Below are 21,974 nucleotides of genomic sequence, written 5' to 3' on the forward strand. Positions count from 1 at the left end.
TGGATGAAGAAGCTCGTCAAGCGAAGTTAGCCGCTGATGCTAAAGCCAAAGCAGACGCAGAGGCGCTTCAAGCGAAATTGGCAGCTGAAGCAAAAGCCAAAGCCGATATGGAAGCTGAACAAGCAAGACTTCTGGCAGAAGCAAAAGCCAAAGCAGACGCAGAAGCTACAGAGAAGTTGAAAGCTGAAGAAGAAACAAGACGCTTGAGAGAAGAAGAGGAACGCCAAGCAAGATTAGCTGCAGAGAGAGCCAAAGCTGATGCGGAGGCAGCAGCATTAGCAGCTAAAGCGAAGGATGATACTGGAAAAGCTATTGAAAACTTGACACAATCTGTTGAAGGAACAAGTAACATTCAAACAGATTTATTAAATCAGTTTAAGGCAACTGTTGCGAATAAGCAAAAAGACTTGAACGATTTAAAAGAAGAGAATGATTTAAGTGAAAAAGGTATTTATAGAGAGCCAAAGCCATTCAAAAGTGTAGCGGCAGAAAATAGCCAGATTGAGGCATTGAAAGTTCAGATTGCTGATGCAAATAACAGCATGAAGAATGAGATTGCAAAACTGACAAATCTTTATAACGAGAGGCTTAAAAAGTTCCCTAAAGATGATCCTTTGAATAAAGCATATCTTGAAAAAATAAACGAATTGAAGGCGGCTCAGTTGAAAATGGAAAGAGAAGGTGCTGCTTTAATTGCCGATTTAGAGCGTATTAAAACAGAGACTGAAATTGAGCGTAAACGTCGAATTAAACGTGCAGCTTATGAGAATGATGAAGGAAGATATGCTCAGGACGTTGCCTCTCTTAAACGTATAAAAGAGACAACTAAACTAAGCAGTACACCGTTAAAAGCAAGTGATTTTGATTTTGGTGAAGAGCAGTCAAATATGCAAATTATCAAGAATATTAAAAACTCTGATAATGGCTATTATTTAATTGTTGCAGTTCACAATAGTGTTGAGAAACGAGATGAGTTCTTAACAAAAGCAGTTGCTGCAGGACGTTCAGATATTAATTTCTTTTATAATGTAGCTACAAGTAAGTACTATATCTATTATGAGAAATACGACGGTTTACAAGAGGCAACAAAAGCACTAGATGCAAAAGGTAGTAAACCATACAATGGTAAAATGGCCATTGTAAAAGTGGAGAATTAGTAAAAGCACTAGTCTCTCTTAAAAAAGGGAAGAGAGACTTTAAAATAAATGTTATCAAATACAAATTTTTTTATTCACTAACGCCCCTTAGAGGATAAAATGTAAGTAAACAAAAAGAAGATTATGAGAAAGCCTACTAACGTAAGATTGATTTTATTGACTTTGTTTTTATTGCAAAGTTGTCTAATGCTTGCACAAAATCATGTACCTTTTACTCCAAGGTTTGATACGAGTATTAGAGGAGATATGATGCTTATTGGTAATAGTATTGTTAATAGAGATAACGGTAAAGCCAAAGAGTATGCAAACGATGCTTTTACGGGAACTACAGATAATAATTCAGAGAACATGCAATATATTGATATTGATAATGATCCTGATACCTTTAGTTCAAGTTCTGCAACTTTAAAGGTGCCGGATGCGAGTAGAGCTTGTTATAATATTGTGTATGCTGGATTGTATTGGTCCGGTGTTTATACACAAGCTTCTTTAGATAACAAATCAGTAATTCGTAGTGAATTAGGTAATATAAAGTTTAAGCTTGCTAACGAAACAACTTATAATAATATTACTGGAACGGTAATTTATGATTATTACACTGGTAATCCTAAGACAACAAATGGTGACCAAATACCATATGCTTATTACTATAACGTAACAGACTTATTAAAAGCTTCAAAAAATCCTGAAGGAGAATATACTGTAGCAAATATTAATTCTGCTCGCGGTAGACTAAGCAATGGAGGATATGCCGCAGGATGGTCCTTGTTTGTTATTTATGAAGATCCAAACTCAAGTGCAAAATATATTACGGCTTATGATGGGTTTAGTTGGATTAAAGCTAACGGTACTCCTTTGACTTATTCAGTTTCAGGCTTTAAAACCATTCCAACAGGTAATGTAAAAGTAAAATTAGCTTTTGCAGCTTTAGAAGGTGATGCAAATACGCCGAATGATACTTATTCTGTTAATGGTACACAGGTTTACACAACCGAGCGTAAAAAAGACAATTTCTTTTGTAGTGTTATTAATGATCTTAATGGGATTAATCTCCAAAGAAATCCAGCCAGTACAAATACACTTGGGTTTGATGCAGGTATTATCAATTTGAATAATGCCGATAATAAAATTATTGCAAATAACAGTACAAGTGCTAATTTAAGGCTAACCACCAGTGGAGATGGTTATGGTGTTTATTTTAATGCTTTTAACGTAGAAGTTATAGCTCCTCAAATTGCACTGACCAAAATTGTAAAAGATACAGACGGAAAGGATATCGGAGGAAAGAATGTGACTCTTGGTCAGGAATTGCGTTATGAAATTAGTATTCAAAACAAAGGTAATGACGATGCAACTTCTTTAATTATTACCGACCAGTTGCCAATAAACGTTATTTTTAATCAGAAAAATGACTTGCTTCCTTTACCAGATGGAATAATAGTTAAAACACCTTATGACCCAGTTACTAGAAAAATTGTTTTTGAGGTAACAGATCCTAAATTAATAACAAAGAATAATCCTACCGTAAGTACTATTGCTTTCAAGGTGCAGGTAGTTCCTGATTGTCATTCACTAAGTGAGGCTTGTTCTAACAGTATCGATAACCAGGCTTTTGCTACTTACAAAGGAAAAGAAAATACCAATTTTTCTATCGATGAGAGAGATCCTCAAGGAAGTGTTAATTCGACAGAAGGATGTGCTGTAACACCAAAAGCTACAAACTTTTTAGTAGGTGTAGACGGTTGCCAATATACAGAGAATGTCACTTTATGTACAGATAGTGTTGATCTTATTCCAGCGAAGGGATACGATAAATATACATGGTATAGTGATCCTCAAATGACAATTAAAATAGGCGAAGGAAATCCATTTAATGTGACCAAAGAAGGAACATATTATGTGTATAACTTGGCACAAGCACCATGTAGATCTATCTCTCAATCTTTTGTGGTAACTCGTTTCAAAAGTACAAGTACAAATCCTGTGATACCTTTTGCAAGTGAAGTCTTAACTTGTGCCGATACTGGTCAACCATTTCCAAACATTTATTTGTGCGGTGGTAATGATAAAAAAGAAATAAAAACTAGTATCACGGATGCTTCCAGCATAGTGTGGGAACGTTTTATTGAAGGTAGCTGTACTGTATCAACAGGGAAAAATTGTCCGAACGAAGCATTGGCAAGTACTGGAAATCCGAGTGAACTTTGTAAATGGGAAGAAGTAGGAAGAGGTGCTGATTATATAGCAAATGCAAAAGGAAGATACAGATTAACCGTTACTTATAAAGGCGGAGTTTGTTTCAATCGTTTTTATTTTGATGTTTATCAAAACCCATTAACTCCAAAAGAAAAACATACTGATATTATTTGTTCTACAAATGGTAGTATTACTGTTGAAGATGTTCCAGCTGGATATGAGTATGCAATAAGCAAAGATCCTAATGGACCTATCGGAGCATATCAGTCAAGTAATATATTTCCAATAAGTACTGAAGGTTCTTATACTATACATGTTAGACAAACTAATGTTACTACTTTTCCATGTGATTTTACAATTGAAAAGATTCTTATAAGAAAACTAGATGTTGATGTTCAGAAAGTAATAACACAACCTCTTTGTGCGGGTGATAAAGGTAGTTTAGAAGTTGCAGCAAATAATGCCAACCCAAATTATACTTTTGTTATCAAACAAGGCAGTACAACAGTTCAAAGTGTAGGACCTGCTTCTAAAAATAGTGCAAAATTTGATTTACTTCCAGGCGACTATGTACTTACCGTAACGACAGATGATGGTTGTACTAATGTAAGTGATGTAAAAATAACTGCACCAGATGAACTTACTGCGACTTATGATGTAAAATCACTAACAGCATGTTCAGATGGAGAAATTACAATAAATGCTAAAGGCGGTACTGCACCTTATTCTTACTCTATAAACGGGCAACCGTACGTTTCTGAGAATAAAATCACGGTTAAAGACCCAGGAGGTAACTACAGCATTATAGTTACTGACAGTAATGATTGTAGCTATACAATTCCGACATTTTCAGTAAATCCTATTGCTAAACCAACAGTTACTATAAATTCGAAAAATTTAAGCTGTTATAATGCTAAAGAAGGAGAAATTTCGATAACAGTTACTCCTGCAAATTCTGGTTATACTGTTTCTTATAGTATTGCTGGAGTTGCTGGCGGTGCATATACATCTTTGCCAACAACAGGTTTACCAGCTGGAAATTATAAAGTTACTGTAAAGTATACAATTAACGGAGTAGATTGTACTGACCCAGAAAAAAATATTACGATCACAGGACCATCAGCTACGCTAAGTGCTTCTGCAGGTGTTGCTGAATTATCAGGTTGTGGCCCGACAGGGAATACTAAACAGGGTATGGTGAGAATTACCAATCCTCAAGGTGGTGTGCCTTTTCCTGCACCAGATTTGTACCGATATAGTTTTGACGGTGGAATTACTTACATTAAAGAGAATTTTGCTTACATAAACCCAAGCACATCTCCTATCACATTATATATTAAAGATGCGGCTGGATGTATTTTCCCAATGTCAGGTATTATTTTAGAAGAAAAACCTGCTGATCCAATATTTAGTGAGCCTGTTTTAACTTATAATTGTAAAGGACAAGGTACAGCTACAGTAACGGTAAATGCCGATGCAAATCCAAACTATAGCTATTCTTACTATTTAGGTAAACCAGATCCGGCAAACCCTTCTAATTACATTTATACTTTAAATACAAATTCTCCGGCTAATATCTTTAAAGATATTCCGGTTGGAGATTATAAAATTAAAGTAGAGTACAATTTAGTATCTGCTCCAACTTTTAGTAATTTATTAAAAGAAGATTTTGGAAGCGGACCACCAACAACAGCACCCGGAATTGCAGCTGCTTATTGTTTTAATGACCAGAGAACAACGAAACCTTTTACTTGTTTGGATCCTTACGGAGTTCCTAGTCAATCTGTTGAAGATAATCAATATTCTGTAGCGAGTTTCTTCTGGAGAGGAGACGACCCAAATAGTAATAATTCTGGAGCTTGGTTCCACTATAAAGATCATACTACAAACCCAAATAATTTAGATAACACAGGAGATCCTGAGGGTAGATATTTATTAGTAAATGTTGGGAATGCTGCTGGAAAATATGGTATTTTATATAGTAAACCAATTGTAGATGTTATACCTAATCAGGATGTAATTGTAGATTTTTACGTAGGTAATTTGTTAATGCCAACCTACAACAGTGCTGCGCCAATTATTAGAATTGAATTAATTGATTCTAAAGGTAATGTAGTAGCGAGAGATGATACAGGTGAAATTGCGCCTGGTTTTAATCATCCTGATAGAAAAAAATGGGTTCCGATTAGCATTAAATTAAATCCTGGACCAAATACCAATTTAACTTTTGTGGTACGTTCAGGAAGTGAAGTATTTAATGGAAACGATTTAGTGATCGATGATATTTGGGTGCGTCAGTTGCCAAAATCATGTTTGCAGGATAAGATTTTAAATCTACAAGTTAAAAGCGGACAAGAATTTTCTGCAGAGGTAGTAGGTGTGAACGGAGTTAAATGTAAAGGAGATAAAAACGGTACTTTCAGTATTGTAGCTAAAAACTTCGATACTGTAAATGGTTTCTATTATACTTTAAATGGAAATGCCACTAATCCAACTTGGGTAAAATCTACGACTTCTCCAGTTACCTTTAATGATAAGGGTGAAGGAACATATAATATTAAAGTACGTTTTGCAAATAATGCATCTTCTTGTAGTTTCGATATTCCAACTACAATTACGTCGCCAGCAGCATTTGTAGTAAATGCAAGTGCATCGGCTGCTACGTGTAAAGGGGCAACTGTAACAGCAACTGTTGCAGGAGGAACTCCAGATTATGTGGTTACACTTAAAGATAAAAATTCGTCATATATAAAAACATTCCCAACTACGACTTGGAAAATAGATGATGTTCCTGCTGGAACTTACATCGTTTCGGGTACCGATGCAAATGGATGTAACGTTGCGATGAATAAAGACTTGGTTATTAGTGCACCAAGTAAACCAACGGCATCAATAGTTTCTAATGTAGGATTGTGTTTTGATGGTAGCAATGCTACTATTAGAGTTAGTGTATCTGGCGGTCTTAAGCCTTATACTTATCAAGTAAGTACTGATGGAGGTGTAACATACAGTAATCCAAGTGCAACTTTTAACGGGCCAACTTTTGATTATATCGCTAAAGGAACAGGTACATACCAATTTTTAATTTTAGATGATAATAAATGTGATGCGATTACAGCTAGCCAAACTATTAATAAAGCAATCACAGCAAAAGCTGATGTTACCGTTCCATTATCTTGTAAAACGGGCACAGCTGCAAATGCTATTATAGATGTTACTATAGATGGCGGAACAGCACCTTATACTTATACTGTTACAAATAAAGGAACAGGTGTGGTACTAGTAAATAATGGTACTACTGCTGGTCCAACATTTTCTTATTCTGCTACAACAGCTGCGACTTATGTATTTGCTATTAAAGACAAAAACGGTTGTCCTATTACTGTAGAAAAAGAAGTGCTTGCTAAAGTTGCAGTTACTGCTAGTCACTCTGTAAATCCAGTTACTTGTTTTGGCAAAGGAGATGGTTATGTTGATATTACGCCACAAAATGGTGTTGCACCATTTAAGATCCAATTTAATGGTACAGGAGCTTTTACAACAGTAACGACATCACCTGTTCGTTACGGTTCATTAGCAGGTTCTGTTGGTGCTGGTACTAAATATACTTATATTGTTGAAGATGCCTTAGGATGTCAACAGCAATATACATTCTATGTAATTCAACCAGCTGCTGTTACACTTACAGCTTCTATTACAACGCCTTACAATTGTACCACTAATGCGGCTACTATTACAGCAAGCGCAGGTAACGGAAACGGTGGCTTTACTTATGTATTAAAAAATACAACTACTGGCGCTACTATAGAAACTAATACTACTGGTATATTTAATAATTTAACTATTGCAGGAACTTATGAAGTAACAGCAACAGACAGTAAATCATGTCCAATAACAAAAGTTGCTGGAACTATTAATGCGTTGAATCCTCCAAAAGGAATGACACTTACACCAACGGCGGTTAAATGTCCAAGCAACACAACAGATGTAACGATTACAAATGTTGTTAATGCTTCTGGAGTTGTTTTACCTACGGCTGGTTTAGAATATAGAATAAAACTTCCTGTACCTCCAGGCACTTCTACTTACCAAACTAGTAATACTTTTACTGGATTGGCAGCAGGTAAAACATATACTTTTGAAGTTAGAGATGCTAATTTCTGTGTGTATGAACAAATACTTGATGTACCTTCATTACCGGTATTCACAGTATCTTCTACATCTAAGAATGATATTAGTTGTTCTACTTCAACTGATGGTTCTGCTATCTTTACAGTTACAGGATTAGGAAACAATGTTGCCTATAGTTATAAAGTAGATGCTTTAGCACCAGTTAATGGAATATCTCCTGCAGCGGGAAGTTCATTTGAAATTCCTGTATCAAATTTAAGTGCAGGGCTTCATACAATTGTAGTAACAAACACGGATACAACTTGTAAACAATCTCAAACAGTTACGATTGCGGCTCCATCTGCTGCATTGGTGTTAAATCCATCAACATTAGAACACGTAACTTGTGATAATAAAGGAAAAGCGACAATTAATGTAGTCGGAGGTTGGGGAACTTATGAATATACAGTTACACCTACTTCTCCAGCAGGGTCAGCAATTACGAAAACAATGAATGTATTTTCTAATTTAAATGCTGGTGCTTATTCTGTTTCTGTAAAAGATTTAAAAGGTTGTATTGTAACGGGAACTTTTACAATTAATGATAAAGTTAATCCAACTGCAAGCATTGATCTTACAAACTCAGATTTCTGTGTAACAGGTAATGGAGCAAAAATTGTAGTATCACCTAATAGTGCTCCTAATTATATGTACAAATTAGATAACGGTACAGCTCAAAACAATGGAACTTTTACAGGAGTAACTCCTGGAATTAGCCATACTATTAGAGTTATAGATACCTCTACAGGATGTTATACTGATTTAACTGTGCCAACAATTAATGCACCAATATCAGCGAAATTAAATCCTTTAGTAAAAGATTTAACTTGTGATGCTACAAACCCAAATGCAATTATTGAAGTTTCTATAAAAGATGGTTATCCAGATTATAGCTACAGAGTAAATACAAATGGAGGTGGATTTACCGGCCCTAATATTCCAGTAGGAGCTGGTGCGACTACATTTACGTACCAAACAACTACAGGTGCTGCGGCTGCAACTTATGAATTTGAAATTTTTGACAGTAAAGGATGTAGAACTACAGTAACGCAAAATATCGCGGCTAGAGTATCTCCAACAGCTACTGCTACACCAACAAATCCTACTTGTTATAATGGAAACAATGGTTCTATTACGGTAAATGCTAGTTTAGGTTTACCTCCATATACTTATGAAGTTTCGACAGTTTCTTCTACAGGACCATTTACTGCTATGACTAGCAAGACATATGCTAATGCTACGGCTGGAGATTACTGGTTTAGAGTTACTGATGCTAAAAAGTGTCAGTTTGTAACGGCAAAAACGACTGTTTCAAATCCGCCACAATTAACTGCTAAAGCCGAAGTTAGCGTACCATTAACTTGTGGACCAGCAAATGCTACACAAGCTGCTACTATTACAGTTACGGTAATATTGCCAGGAACACCATATAGTGGAACTGATAAATACAGATATAGTTTCAATGGTGTTTTACCAGCAGGAACATCAAATACCTACACGACTAGCACTTCTGGTCCAGTTACAGTTGATGTATTTGATGCAAATAATTGCCCTTATAGAATTCCGGTTTCACCAGTGGTTAATACGTTGAATCCGCCATCAAATATGGCTTTTTCGCAAGCTAATCTTATCTCTTGTAAGGCTACAGAACTAGATACAGATTTAACAGTATCTTATACAGGAGGTGTAGGACCATTCAAAGTTGAAATTACATCAACTGATGCAGTTCCTGCTCCAGCAGTTGCTGTTGCAACTGGTGTAACTGCTCAGTCTTATGTATTTAAAGATTTAGCTCCAGGTAACTACTCTTTTAAAGTTACAGATGCTAATAAATGTACAACGACTGGCGATTACAAAATTGAAAAAGTTGAATTACCGATTGCCAACGGTTCAGTGATTTCAAATGTAATTTGTAAAGGGGCGTCAGATGGTAAGCTTAGTTTTACAGTTTCTGGTAATGTAGGTGCAACGTATACTTACGAACTAAGAAACAGTTTAAATGCACTTGTACCAATTGCTCAATCTACAAAAACAGGAAATGTTATTGATTATGTTGGGCTATCTGCAGATACTTATACATTTAAAGTTACAAACTCAACAACTACTTGTTCTGCAACAAAAGTTCTTGAAGTTAAGGAGCCTGCACAGCCATTGGTTCTTTTAGCACCATCAATTACACCTATTACTTGTTCTCCAAATAATGGTAAAATAGTTATTAATACAACAGGAGGATGGGGTAACAATAGATATACGTTAACTCAGCCTGATGGAACTGTAGTTGGACCTCAAGCAAATTCAACTTTTGCCAATATTACTCAGTCAGGTACTTATGGTATTTCTGTTACAGATTTGAATGGAAACGGATGTACTGTTACAGATACATTTACTGTTAGTGCAAAAGTATTGCCAAGTGCGAGTATCGATTTAACAGCCTCAGATTTATGTTATGATTCAGTTGGTAAAGCGACAATTGTAGTTACACCTACAGTTGTGTCTCCAACCTACAGATACAATATTAATGATGGTACATATCAAGTTAGTGGTACATTCCCTAATTTGGAGCCAGGAAACTATATTGTTAAAGTAAAAGATATGGCAACGGGTTGTATTTTACCATTGTCAGCAGTATATATTGAATCTGAATTGAAATTCAATGCTACTTTAAGTAAATCAGCAAACTGTCTTACTCAGAATACCGAGATAAATGGTATTGTTTCAGGAGGAAAACTTAATTATTCTTATACTGTAACTAAAAATGGAGTATTAGATCCAACAGTTATACCAGTAACAGGTACAACGTTTACTTATATAGATCCTGTAGATCCTCCACAAGTTGGAAATACAACTTATGTATTTACTCTAACGGATTCATCAGATGCTAAATGTAGCCTGACCTCTACCGTTATTGTAGGGCCAAGAACAGATCCTGATTTTACATTAACTCCTAATTCAACTATTTTATGTAACGGAGATGCAACGGGTTCTATCACGGTAACAATTGACAAGACTAAAGGAGCAGCTCCTTATACGATCTCTGTTTACAATACGACTACTTCAACTTCTTATGGTACAAAAACTACTGGTCTTCCAGCTGGTGATTATACAGTAAGAGTGACTGACGATAAAGGTTGTTATATTGAGAAAACGACAACTATTAATCAGCCAAAGAAAATTGATTTCGATACAGATGTTAAGCCTATGACTTGTGATTCTAGCGGTAGTGGAATTTCTTACGGATCTATTACAGTTAAGAATTTTACAGGAGGTTCAAGTGATACAGCTCCATTAGGACCATTTACGTATACTTTGACAAATAATGTTGGAGATCCAACACAAGTTGCGCCGCATGCAATCTCAGATGTTAGAGGAGATTATACTTTTAATATTTTAAATTTTGGTATTTATCAATTAACGGTTTCTGATAAAAATGGTTGTTCTATTACCAAAACAATCTCAATGGCATCAAAACCAGAAGATTTAAAAATTGAGGTTAAAGCAGGAACAGAATCATGTACAACAGCAAGTCTTATTGTGACTGTAAATACAGCGATTGTTGGTGGGCCATATCATTTTGCCCTATATCCGATAAATTCAGCGTCTACGCCGCCATATAAATACGCGGATAATATGGGATCTTACCAAGATGCAGATTCAACTAATCCGGCAGATCCGAGATTTACACAGTCTACTTTCAATGGTTTACTTCCAGGCGTTACCTATTCATTTATCGTTTATGATGAAACGACAGAGTGTTATTTCTTTAAACAAGCGGAAGCTCCGACATTGACGTCATCTACTTTAAAAACTAATGTAACACCTGCTAATGTAACTTGTCAAGGGGCTAAAGATGGAAATGTGTCATTCACGTTTACTGGCACACAACCAACAACAACAGCAGTTAAATACGATGTTTACAATTCGCAAAGTAATACACTAGTGATTCCTTCAGTTGGTGGCATTGTGACATTACCAAGTAATTCGGCAACCAATGTAGGACCACTGGTTCCAGGGACATATTATATCTTATTTACAGAATTGGATAATACTTCAACTGTAGTTTGTATGAATACGTCTAAAACTTTTACAATCAGTGAATCAGTTGTTCCTTTAACATTAACGGTTAGTTCTCCTAAAAATGATAATTGTGGAAATGACCAAGGTATAGTTGAAGCTTTTGGAAAAGGAGGAACGGTTACAAGAGTAGTTGTTGATCCATCAGATCCTACAAAAACTATAACGGTACCAGCTCCTTATTTATATCAAATTTTCGCTGATACAGGTGTTGCTGGTGTAATCGATGGTTCAGATAAACCTGTGACCGATGCTGCGCTTTCTGCTTCTTTTGATCCAGCTCTTCATACAAGTAGTACTTTTAATAAAGAATGGGGTCACTATTTAGTTTATGTAAAAGACGCAAACGGTTGTATCCAGGTAGAGTTTGTTGAAGTGAAATTAGATCCAACTCCTGTAATTACAGCTGTGGTAAACAGTGCTTGTGCTGCCGAAGATTCTTTTGTAATCGATGTTAATATGACAACATTTGGTATTGCTCCATATACTTACAGTTTAGATGGTCTTGATTTTATGCCAATGCCTTCAACATCATTTTCTATACCTAATCTTCATTCAGGAAATCATACTGTAGAAGTTAGAGATTTTAATGGTTGCGGTAATAAAGTAACATTAAACCCTATTGTTGTACCTTTAAATATAACAGCTAAATTTACTACGGAGCCTACATGTAGGGATACTGACGGTACAATTACTGCTGTTGTAACTGGTGGATTTACACCAACTAATTTTGAATACACTTTAAAAAATAATACAGTAGTAGCTCCAGATGTAGTACAAAATAACAATCCAGTATTTGTAGGTCAAGCAGCGGGTAATTATACCGTGACGGTAAGAGATTTAAACACAAGCTGTACTAAATCAGTTGTTGTTGATTTACTTGTTCCAACTCTTGTAGATTTAGTTCCAGGTGATATCACGACAACTCCAGTAGATTGTAATGGTACACAAGGAACAAATGATAACGGAACTCTTACAGTTAATTTAAGAGCGGTTAATGACAACCCGGATTATAAATTTATCTTGACGCCTGTTTTACCTGCAGGGCCTGCTATTACACAGGTTAATAATAATTATTTTACAGGTTTAACGGCAGGAGATTATACGGTTAAAGTTATTTCTTCTAGAGGTTGCGAATTTGAGGTACCTGCTAATGTACCTGCTCCAAGTGCGGTTTATGCAACTGCTACTGCAACACCATTTAGTTGTGTAGTTGACCCTACTAAAACTACAGTTGTTGTCGCTGCGGCGGGTGGTACAGGAACTGGAACATTTACTTTCAGTAAAGATGGTACTAATTATTTTACAAGTAATAGCATACCTTCAGACGATAAATACACATTTGAATTGTCTGAAAACGGAAGTGTCCAAAATCCTAGCTATTGGGTAAAAGATGCTAATGGATGTGTTTACAAAACAAATGGTTTAGTTACGCCATTAGACCCACTACCAAAATTAATTTCAGCTACAGCTAAAAGATCTCCTTTAGCAGGATCTCAAATTGATTGTCAAAACGGTAGAGAAGTAATTCAAATCGATGTAGTTGGAGGATCAACTCCAGCTGATTTCAAATACGAAGTTTCGATTGATGGAACCGGTTATGTAGTTCTGACAAATTCATTTGGAACACCATTTACTTACAACGCTACAACAGCGGGTAGTAAATACCAGTTTAGAATTACTGATAATGTAACAAGTTGTCAGATTTTATCTAACATTTATGAGGTTCCCGTATTCGATCTTATTAGCGTAACAGCTACTACGGTTTCTGATGTAAAATGTATATCAGATAATAACGGAACTATCCAAATTAATATCGCTGGTTACTCAGGTGCATATGATTATCAAATTTTTGATGGTGCAACTGCGGTAGTTGGAGCAAGTGGTTCTCATGATACTGCTACTTCAAATCCATTTGTTATTCCTTTCGGATTACCTGCAGGAAATAATTACACCGTGCATATTCAAGAGACAGGCCATCCAAAATGTCCTTCGATTTCAAATGCAGTAATTATCAAAGAACCAGCGGCTGCATTAGCTTTAAATCCATTAGTTGTTACACCATTAGGTTGTACTACTTTGGGAGCTGTGGTAGTAAGTGCTAAAGATGGTTGGGGTGATTACACCTATTCGTTAACTCAGCCAGATTTAACAGTTGTAACAAATAAAGATGGTAAGTTTGATAATCTTAACCAAGTAGGGCCTGCAGGATCTTATAAAGTTTCTGTAAAAGACGCTAATGGTTGTGAGGTAACCGATTCATTTAATTTAAGTACACCGGTTCCTCCTACAGCTACTATTGACCCTGCAACAGATTATTGTTATACAGCTGCTGACAAAGCAACTATTGTTGTAATTGCTTCATCTACATCGCCTTTCGCATTGCCAACAGATACTTATGATTATAGTATTGATGGTGGTCAGACATGGCAAATTAATAACAATACATTTGTTAATTTAACTCCTGGAGATTATACATTTACAGTTAGAGATAAATTTGGATGTACGGGTACTACTGCAATTACTACAATTGAATCGCAGCTTTATGCTTCGACAGAAATTAAAAAAGAAATTTTCTGTGTGGCTCCTGTTGCAGGAACAATTAGAGTAAAAGCATCTGGTGGATATGCACCTTACAGCTACACTGTAGCCATAAATGGTGGTGCACCTTCTGCTCCAATTACATTTGTAAACGGAACATATTCTGATTATACAGTTGTTTCGCCTATTACAAGTACATACGATTTTGTAGTGTATGATGCTCATAGCTGTCCTATGCCAGCGGGATCTGTGATTATGAAAGCGCCTACTGCAGTTACGTTTACTGCAACACCAACGTCTCCTTACTGTTCAGGAACTCAAGGAAATGTTGATAATGGCTCTATCTTATTCACTTTACCGACAAGTAATGATAACCCACCATACACATACACTGTTCAACGTACGGCACCTACTCTTGGTTTAGTATTAACACAAGTAAACAATCCGTTGTTTACAGGATTAAGTGCTGGTACTTATGCAGTAAATGTTATATCTGACAGAATGTGTGATAATCCAACAAGCGTTGTGATTAATCCTCCAGTTGCAGTTGAAGCTGAAGCTAAGGCTACACCATTCACTTGTACAGGAACAAATATTAATGAAACAATTGTTACCGTTACAGGTAAATATGGCGCAGGGCCAAATTATACTTATAGTAATAACGGAACAAATTGGGGAACAGACAATACATTTGTCGTAATTGATAATGAATCTGCACAAACTCTAACATATTATGTTAAAGATGCAAACGGCTGTATTGATGACGTTCAGATTACAATAGATCCATTCCCTAAATTGCAAAAAGCTACTGTTACACAAGGAACAAAAGCAGCTTGTAACAATGCAGGTGAAGTTATTGATGTTGTAATCAATGGTGGAGCAAGTCCAGCTAACTTCCAATACGAAGTATATCAGGATGGCGTTTTATTAAGTGGTGGTCCATATGCTGTGACTGGAAATACATTTAGTTATACAGCTCCAACTGTTGGTCATTTCTATCAGTTTAAAATAACTGACTTGACAACATCATGTTTTATTACTACTGATCCTTATGAAGTACCGGTATTCAATACTGCTAAAGTTATTGCAAATGCTTCTTCGTCAGTTTCTTGTAATGGTTTAAGCGATGGTAAAATAACATTTAACATTGTTGATTATAGCGGTCCATATACATATCAGGTTTACAACAATGGAGTAGCGGTTACAGGTGCTTCTGGATCTGGAGCTACTGCAACGGCAAATCCGTTTACAATTCCTTTCGGACTTTCAGTGGGCGCTAAGTACACAGTTGTAATTACTGAAACTGGATATCCGTATTGTGATATTACATCTGCTGATGTAAACATCACTGAACCGCCAGTATTAGATTTAACAACTATGGCTGTTACAGTTAAAAACCAAAATTGTTGGACAGCCGGAGCAGTTATTACTGCTGATGCTTCTACAATTGTAGGTGGAACTCCTGGATCAGGATTTACATTTGCTTTCGTACCAGCAGGAACAGTTCCAACAGCTGGTCAATATTCATCTGCAAACACTATAACAATTGCAACTACTAAAGTAGCACCATTGTTTGATTCGTATGATGTTTATGTTAAAGACGGTAACGGTTGTCCTAAGTTTAAAACAGTAAATATTTCATTAGATCCAAAACCTGCAATTACAAATGTTACAGTTGCAAGCCAATGTTATAGTGCTTCAGGTTATAGAATCGATGTTACTGCAAATGGTGTTGGTACTCTAGAATATAGTTTGGATGGAGTACAATTCCAAGGAGATAATTTCTTTACAGTTACTGCTGCAGGAAATTATACTGTAACTGTAAGAGATGCTAATAAGTGTACAACAACAGCTTCGGCTCCAGTAATAATTTATGAGCCTCTTGCAGTACGTTCAGAGGTGACAAAAATATCAACTTGTAGAGCTGCCGATGGTACAATAACTTTATTCGCTTCTGGCGGTAAAGTACCAAATCCAAGTTATGTTTACACAAAAGATAACTGGGTAAATACAAGTACAAGTTCTGTATTTACAGGATTAGCTCCTGGAACTTACACCTTTAGAGTAAGAGATGTTAATACAAATTGTGAGATAGAGATTAAAGAAACAATAGATATTCCAACAGATGTTACAGGAATCGTTGCAACAGCAACTCCTACATCTTGTAATGGATATGCAGATGGAAGTATCTCGGTAACAATCGGAGCATCAAACAATAATCCTAAATACATGTACAGTCTTTCTGGACCTGTAATTAGACCAGCTCAAGAAAGCCCGATTTTCAATGACTTACCATTTGGTAGTTACGTTGTAACGGTAATTTCTGGAAGAGGATGTTCTGCAACTGCACCAGCTACAGTTGGTCAACCAGCGTTAATAGTTGTGGATCAGCCAGCGGTTACACAATATATTTGTTCTTCAGGAACAAATAATGCAGGAAACGCTACAATTGTTGTAGCTCCAGGTTCTGTAAGAGGTGGTTCAAATGATTATATCAGATATGAATTCATCAGAAATGGAGTTCAGGTGCAAAATGATGATAGAAACACTTATACTGAATCAGATTATTTAGGAGGTGATTATATCGTAAATGTATTTGATTCTAATGGATGTAAGGGTACATATGCTACGGTTACAATCGATCCTTATATCGGTATAGCTGATCTGAAAATTGATGTTACACCGATTGATTGTAAAAATGACGAAGCGATTCAGGTAACTGCAATTGCTACAACAGGAACATTGCCAACTTTAACTTATACTATTGTTGGAATAGATGGTAATACATACCCACTTACATCAAGTGTAAACGGATCATGGACTAATTTGAAAGTAGGTAATTATAAAATTGTAGTTACTAACCCAATAACAGGATGTAGTATCGAAAGATTCCATATTGTTAATGAGCCAAATACATTCAAATTTGTAGCTTCTGAAATTAAGAACCTTACTTGCTATAGTGATGAAGATGGAGCAATTACATTAACATTAGTTGATAATATTCCAACTCCAAAAGATGATGCAGGTAGATTTAGTTATGTGATTACACATGAATCAGGATCAGTTATAAATGGAGCAACTACAACAACAGAATTAAAACTTTCGAATCTGAAAAGAGGTAAGTATACTGTTGTTGCAACATTGCTAGGTTCTCCTTTCTGTGACGTTCAAACTGAATTTAGCATTGATGGTCCAGCTACAGAATTAGAAATTCTAGCGTCTAAAAAAGACATTACTTGTATTTCAACTAGTGATGATGGAGAAATCCGTATAAGCGCTCAAGGCGGATGGTCAGGTGATTATTTATATAAATTAGATGGTCCGGTTACGGTAGATTTTTCTGCTCAAAACATATTCACAGGATTAAAAGCAGGATTGTATACGGTTTCTGTTAAAGATGCTGGTGGTTGTGTTGATACTGATCAAGTTAGATTGACAGTTCCTACGCCAATAGTGGTTACAGCTTCATCAGACAAAACATTATTATTATGTAATGGAGATTTAAGCGCTACTATTACAGTAACTGCTGTTACAGGTGGCCAAGGAAGTAATTATTTATATACTTTAAATACTACTTCAGTTACTCCTGTAAGATCTTCAGGACCTCAGAATACACCTTCATTTGCTGGTTTAGGTGCAGGAACTTATACGATTACTGTAACTGACGGATTTAATTGCGTTGGGGAGTCAGCTCCTATAACAATTACTGAGCCTTCTGAAGTTAAACCAAGTTTGGCTGAAACTAGAAAAATGACTTGTCTTACACAGACTCAACTTACTTTAAGCGCTATGGGCGGTACACCTCCTTACACTTATAGTAGTGATGATGTAACGTATTCAACAGTTCCATTTACAAGTTCTGTTTCGTTTGATGTTACTCCAGGCGTATACAAGTACTATGTGAAGGATGCTAACGGATGTGTTGATTTTGTTTCTAATGAAATTACAATTAACCCTCTTGAACCGTTGTTAGCTAATTTAGATATAGAACACGCAGTAGTATTATGTCGTGACGAACCAACTGGAGTAATTGTAGCAAATGCTTCAGGCGGATTAGGAAACTACGAATACACATTGTTAGACGGTGCTGGTAACATACTGAAAGGACCACAGTCAGAAGGTAGATTTGATAAGCTTTTAGCTGGTGATTATCAAGTAGTGGTGAAAAGTGGTGATTGTCAAACTTTACCTGAGAATGTTACTATTAATCAGCCACAAGAAGCTTTCTCAGCTGAATTTATCCCAACTGCAGTAAAATGTTTTGGTGGTAATGATGGACAAATTGTAGTAAATGGTAAAGGCGGAACAGGAAGCTATAAATATTCTATTTCACCAAGAAATGATCAATTCTTTGACAGTAACATTTTTGAGAAATTAAAAGCTGGTTTCTATACAGTTATAGCAACAGACGAACATGGATGTTATGATAGTGAAGTAGTTGAGGTTAAACAGCCTTTGGCACCACTTTCAGTTGTTGAAACTCCTGGAATGACGAAGCCAGAAGAATGTGCTGGAGAACTTAATGGTGCATTTACAATTGACATTGCAGGCGGTACACCTCCTTATATGGTTAGTTTAAATGATATTAATGGTACGTATATACCGGTTAACGGAACACAACATACATTTGCAAATCTTGCAGGAGGTACTTATACAGTGTTTGTGAAAGATGGCGGAAACTGTCCTCAAGAAGTAGAAGTAGACGTACCATTGCCAGTAACGCTTAATCCTACTATTGCAGTAAATTATGATTGTGTGAACAATGCTCAATCAAACATGGTTGTGGTAACAATAGATCCGTCAAACACAGATCCAACACTAATAAAGTATGCTCTAGATAATGGAACTTTCCAACCTGGTAATATTTTTACAGACGTTGCTGCCGGGCCTCATTACGTTACAGTAAAACATGAAAACGGATGTGAGGTAACAACAGATTTATTTGAAGTAGATGCAGTTGCAGAGTTAAATGCAGTAGATTTAACAAACCAAAGCAAAGACATCAACACAATTGTTGTACAAGCTTCTGGAGGTGTTGCTCCTTATGAGTACAGCTTCAATGGTGAACCATTCTCATCATCTAATAGCTATAGAATCTACAAAACAGGAGATTATGTAGTTATCGTAAGAGATAAAAATGGTTGTGAGAAAACAATAACAGTTCATGGTACATTCTATGACTTCTGTATGCCAAACTACTTTACACCAAATGGTGACGGACAAAATGATACCATTGGTCCAGATTGTGGTGCGTTAGCATACAAAGAGTTAACATTCGATATTTATGACAGATATGGTAGAGTAGTAGCGAAATACCGTGTTAATGGAAAATGGGACGGAAGATATCATGGAGACGAATTACCAACAGGAGATTACTGGTATGTTCTTAAACTGAATGATCCAAAAGATCCAAGAGAATTTGTTGGACATTTCACATTATACAGATAACAAAATTATAGCCCCAATGATGTTATCTAAAAAAATTATTACAATGAAAAAGTTTATTTTATCCTTAGTACTCATGGCTGTAACAACAAGTTACAGCCAAGAGTTAAACCTACCAGTATTTACCCAGTATTTAGCTGATAACCCATTTATTATTTCTCCTGCTTATGCTGGTATTGGAGATAATCTACGTATAAGAGCCAATGGTTTAACACAGTGGGTCGGAATTAAAGATGCCCCAGACAACCAATCATTGTACGCTGATTTTCGTGTTCTGGATCGTTCGGGAGTTGGTATTTCATTGTATAATGATAGTAACGGTAATACAAGACAAACGGGGGCAAAAGTCTCTTTTGCGCACCACTTGATTTTAGATTATCGTTCTGAACAGTACTTGTCTTTTGGTTTATCGTACAACTTTAATAGTTTTCGTCTAGAAACAGGTAATTTTGTTGGAGACGTAAATGGTCCTGTAGGAGCCATAGATCCTTCGATAACGGATAATCGCCACACATCAAACAATAACTTTGATATTAGTGCCCTGTATCGTAATAGAGGTTTCTATTTCAGTTTTAATGCTAATAACGTTTTAAAGAAAAACTTGACGAAGGAAAGAACAGACGAGCCAGATTTGCTTTCTAACTTTCAGGTATACTCAGGATTCACTTTTAGAGATGGAGAAAACAGACGAATCGAATATGAACCGTCAGTTTTTTTACAGTACTATGCGAGTGACCAACGTTCTACAACCGATTTTAACTTCAAATACAGACGTTACAATCGCTACGAAGATTACTATTGGATCGGAGTTTCATACCGTTTCTTAAATGACCAGTTCCCAAAACCTTTGGCAATGGGACCAATGGCAGGTTTTATGAAATCTAAATTCTATTTTGCATACTCTTACCAGTTGATGTTTAATGGTCTTGGATCTTATAATTCAGGAACACACTCCATCACAATCGGATTTGACTTCTTGCAATCAATCAGTAACTGTCCTTGTACACAAAGTCCGGTTCACGATTAAACAAATATTTTTTATCATCTTTAAGAATTATTTTGTTTGTTTTCATAATTTACAACGTTTTCGTTTTTATTGTTCGATTATTTTTGCTTTTTTGAAATTTAGACTACTGTAAAAGTTCTATATTTGTTATTCTTTCAAAAAATTAAAAAAATTAGCAGATGAAAACTTTAAACGATTTCGATTTTAAAAATAAAAAAGCAATTATCCGTGTTGACTTCAACGTGCCGTTGGATGAGAATTTTAATGTAACTGATACAACACGTATTGAAGCAGCAAAACCAACAATTGATGCTATTTTAGCTCAAGGGGGAAGTGTGATTTTAATGTCGCACTTAGGAAGACCAAAAGGAGCAGAAGAGAAATACTCTCTAAAACATATTCTAAAAACAGCTTCTGAAATTTTAGGAGTTCAAGTAAAATTTGCTGAAAACTGTGTGGGTGAGCCAGCTCAAAAAGCAGCAAAAGATTTAAAACCAGGCGAAGTTCTTTTATTAGAAAATTTACGTTTTCATGCTGAAGAAGAAGCTGGAGATGTATCTTTCGCTAAAGAATTAGCTTCTCTTGGAGATATCTATGTAAACGATGCATTTGGTACAGCTCACAGAGCACACGCATCTACTACAATTATTGCACAATTTTTTCCAAACGATAAATGTTTCGGAACATTATTGGCAAAAGAAATTGACAGTTTAAATAAAGTTCTTAAAAACAGTGAAAAACCTGTAACTGCTGTTCTTGGAGGTTCTAAAGTTTCTTCTAAAATCACCGTAATCGAAAATATCTTAGATAAAGTAGATCACATGATTATTGGAGGAGGAATGACTTTTACTTTCATTAAAGCTCAAGGAGGAAAAATCGGTGAGTCTATCTGCGAAGATGACAAATTAGATTTGGCTCTTGAAATTTTAAGATTAGCTAAAGAAAAAGGCGTTCAGGTTCATATTCCTGTTGATGTTATTGCAGCAGACGATTTCTCAAACAATGCAAATACTCAGGTTGTAGATGTAACTGCAATTCCTGACGGATGGCAAGGTTTAGATGCAGGTCCAAAATCTTTAGAGAACTTCAAGAAAGTTATTTTAGAGTCAAAAACAATTCTTTGGAATGGTCCATTGGGAGTTTTTGAAATGGAAACTTTCTCTAAAGGTACAATTGCATTAGGAGATTATATCGCAGAAGCTACAGCAAATGGAGCATTTTCATTAGTTGGTGGTGGAGATTCTGTTGCAGCAGTAAAACAGTTCGGATTTGAAGACAAAATGAGCTATGTTTCTACTGGTGGTGGAGCAATGCTAGAAATGTTAGAAGGAAGAATTTTACCTGGAATCGCTGCGATTTTAGACTAAAAAATCACAATTAACATTTTT

Annotated in this window: 3 protein-coding genes and 1 pseudogene; all 4 read left to right on the top strand. The window is 35.9% G+C overall.

Annotated features, from left to right (window positions below; genetic code table 11):
- Nucleotides 1–1,157, top strand: a pseudogene (locus NU08_RS13765) (hypothetical protein); the annotation flags it as partial.
- A gap of 123 nt (nt 1,158–1,280) precedes the next feature.
- Nucleotides 1,281–19,583, top strand: a complete 18,303-nt coding sequence (locus NU08_RS13770) for a T9SS type B sorting domain-containing protein (RefSeq protein ID WP_129747767.1) — start codon at nt 1,281–1,283, stop codon at nt 19,581–19,583.
- 43 nt (nt 19,584–19,626) lie between these two features.
- On the top strand, nt 19,627–20,607 hold the full coding sequence (locus tag NU08_RS13775) for a type IX secretion system membrane protein PorP/SprF (protein ID WP_242502560.1): 981 nt from the start codon (nt 19,627–19,629) through the stop codon (nt 20,605–20,607).
- A 158-nt stretch (nt 20,608–20,765) separates the two neighbouring features.
- Entirely contained in the window at nt 20,766–21,953 is a 1,188-nt protein-coding gene (locus tag NU08_RS13780) for a phosphoglycerate kinase (protein WP_129747769.1), read from the top strand.
- Nucleotides 21,954–21,974: the final 21 nt, after the last annotated feature.

Origin of the sequence: Flavobacterium anhuiense, from assembly GCF_004151235.1 — a bacterium.
Classification (GTDB): Bacteria; Bacteroidota; Bacteroidia; order Flavobacteriales; family Flavobacteriaceae; genus Flavobacterium; species Flavobacterium anhuiense_A.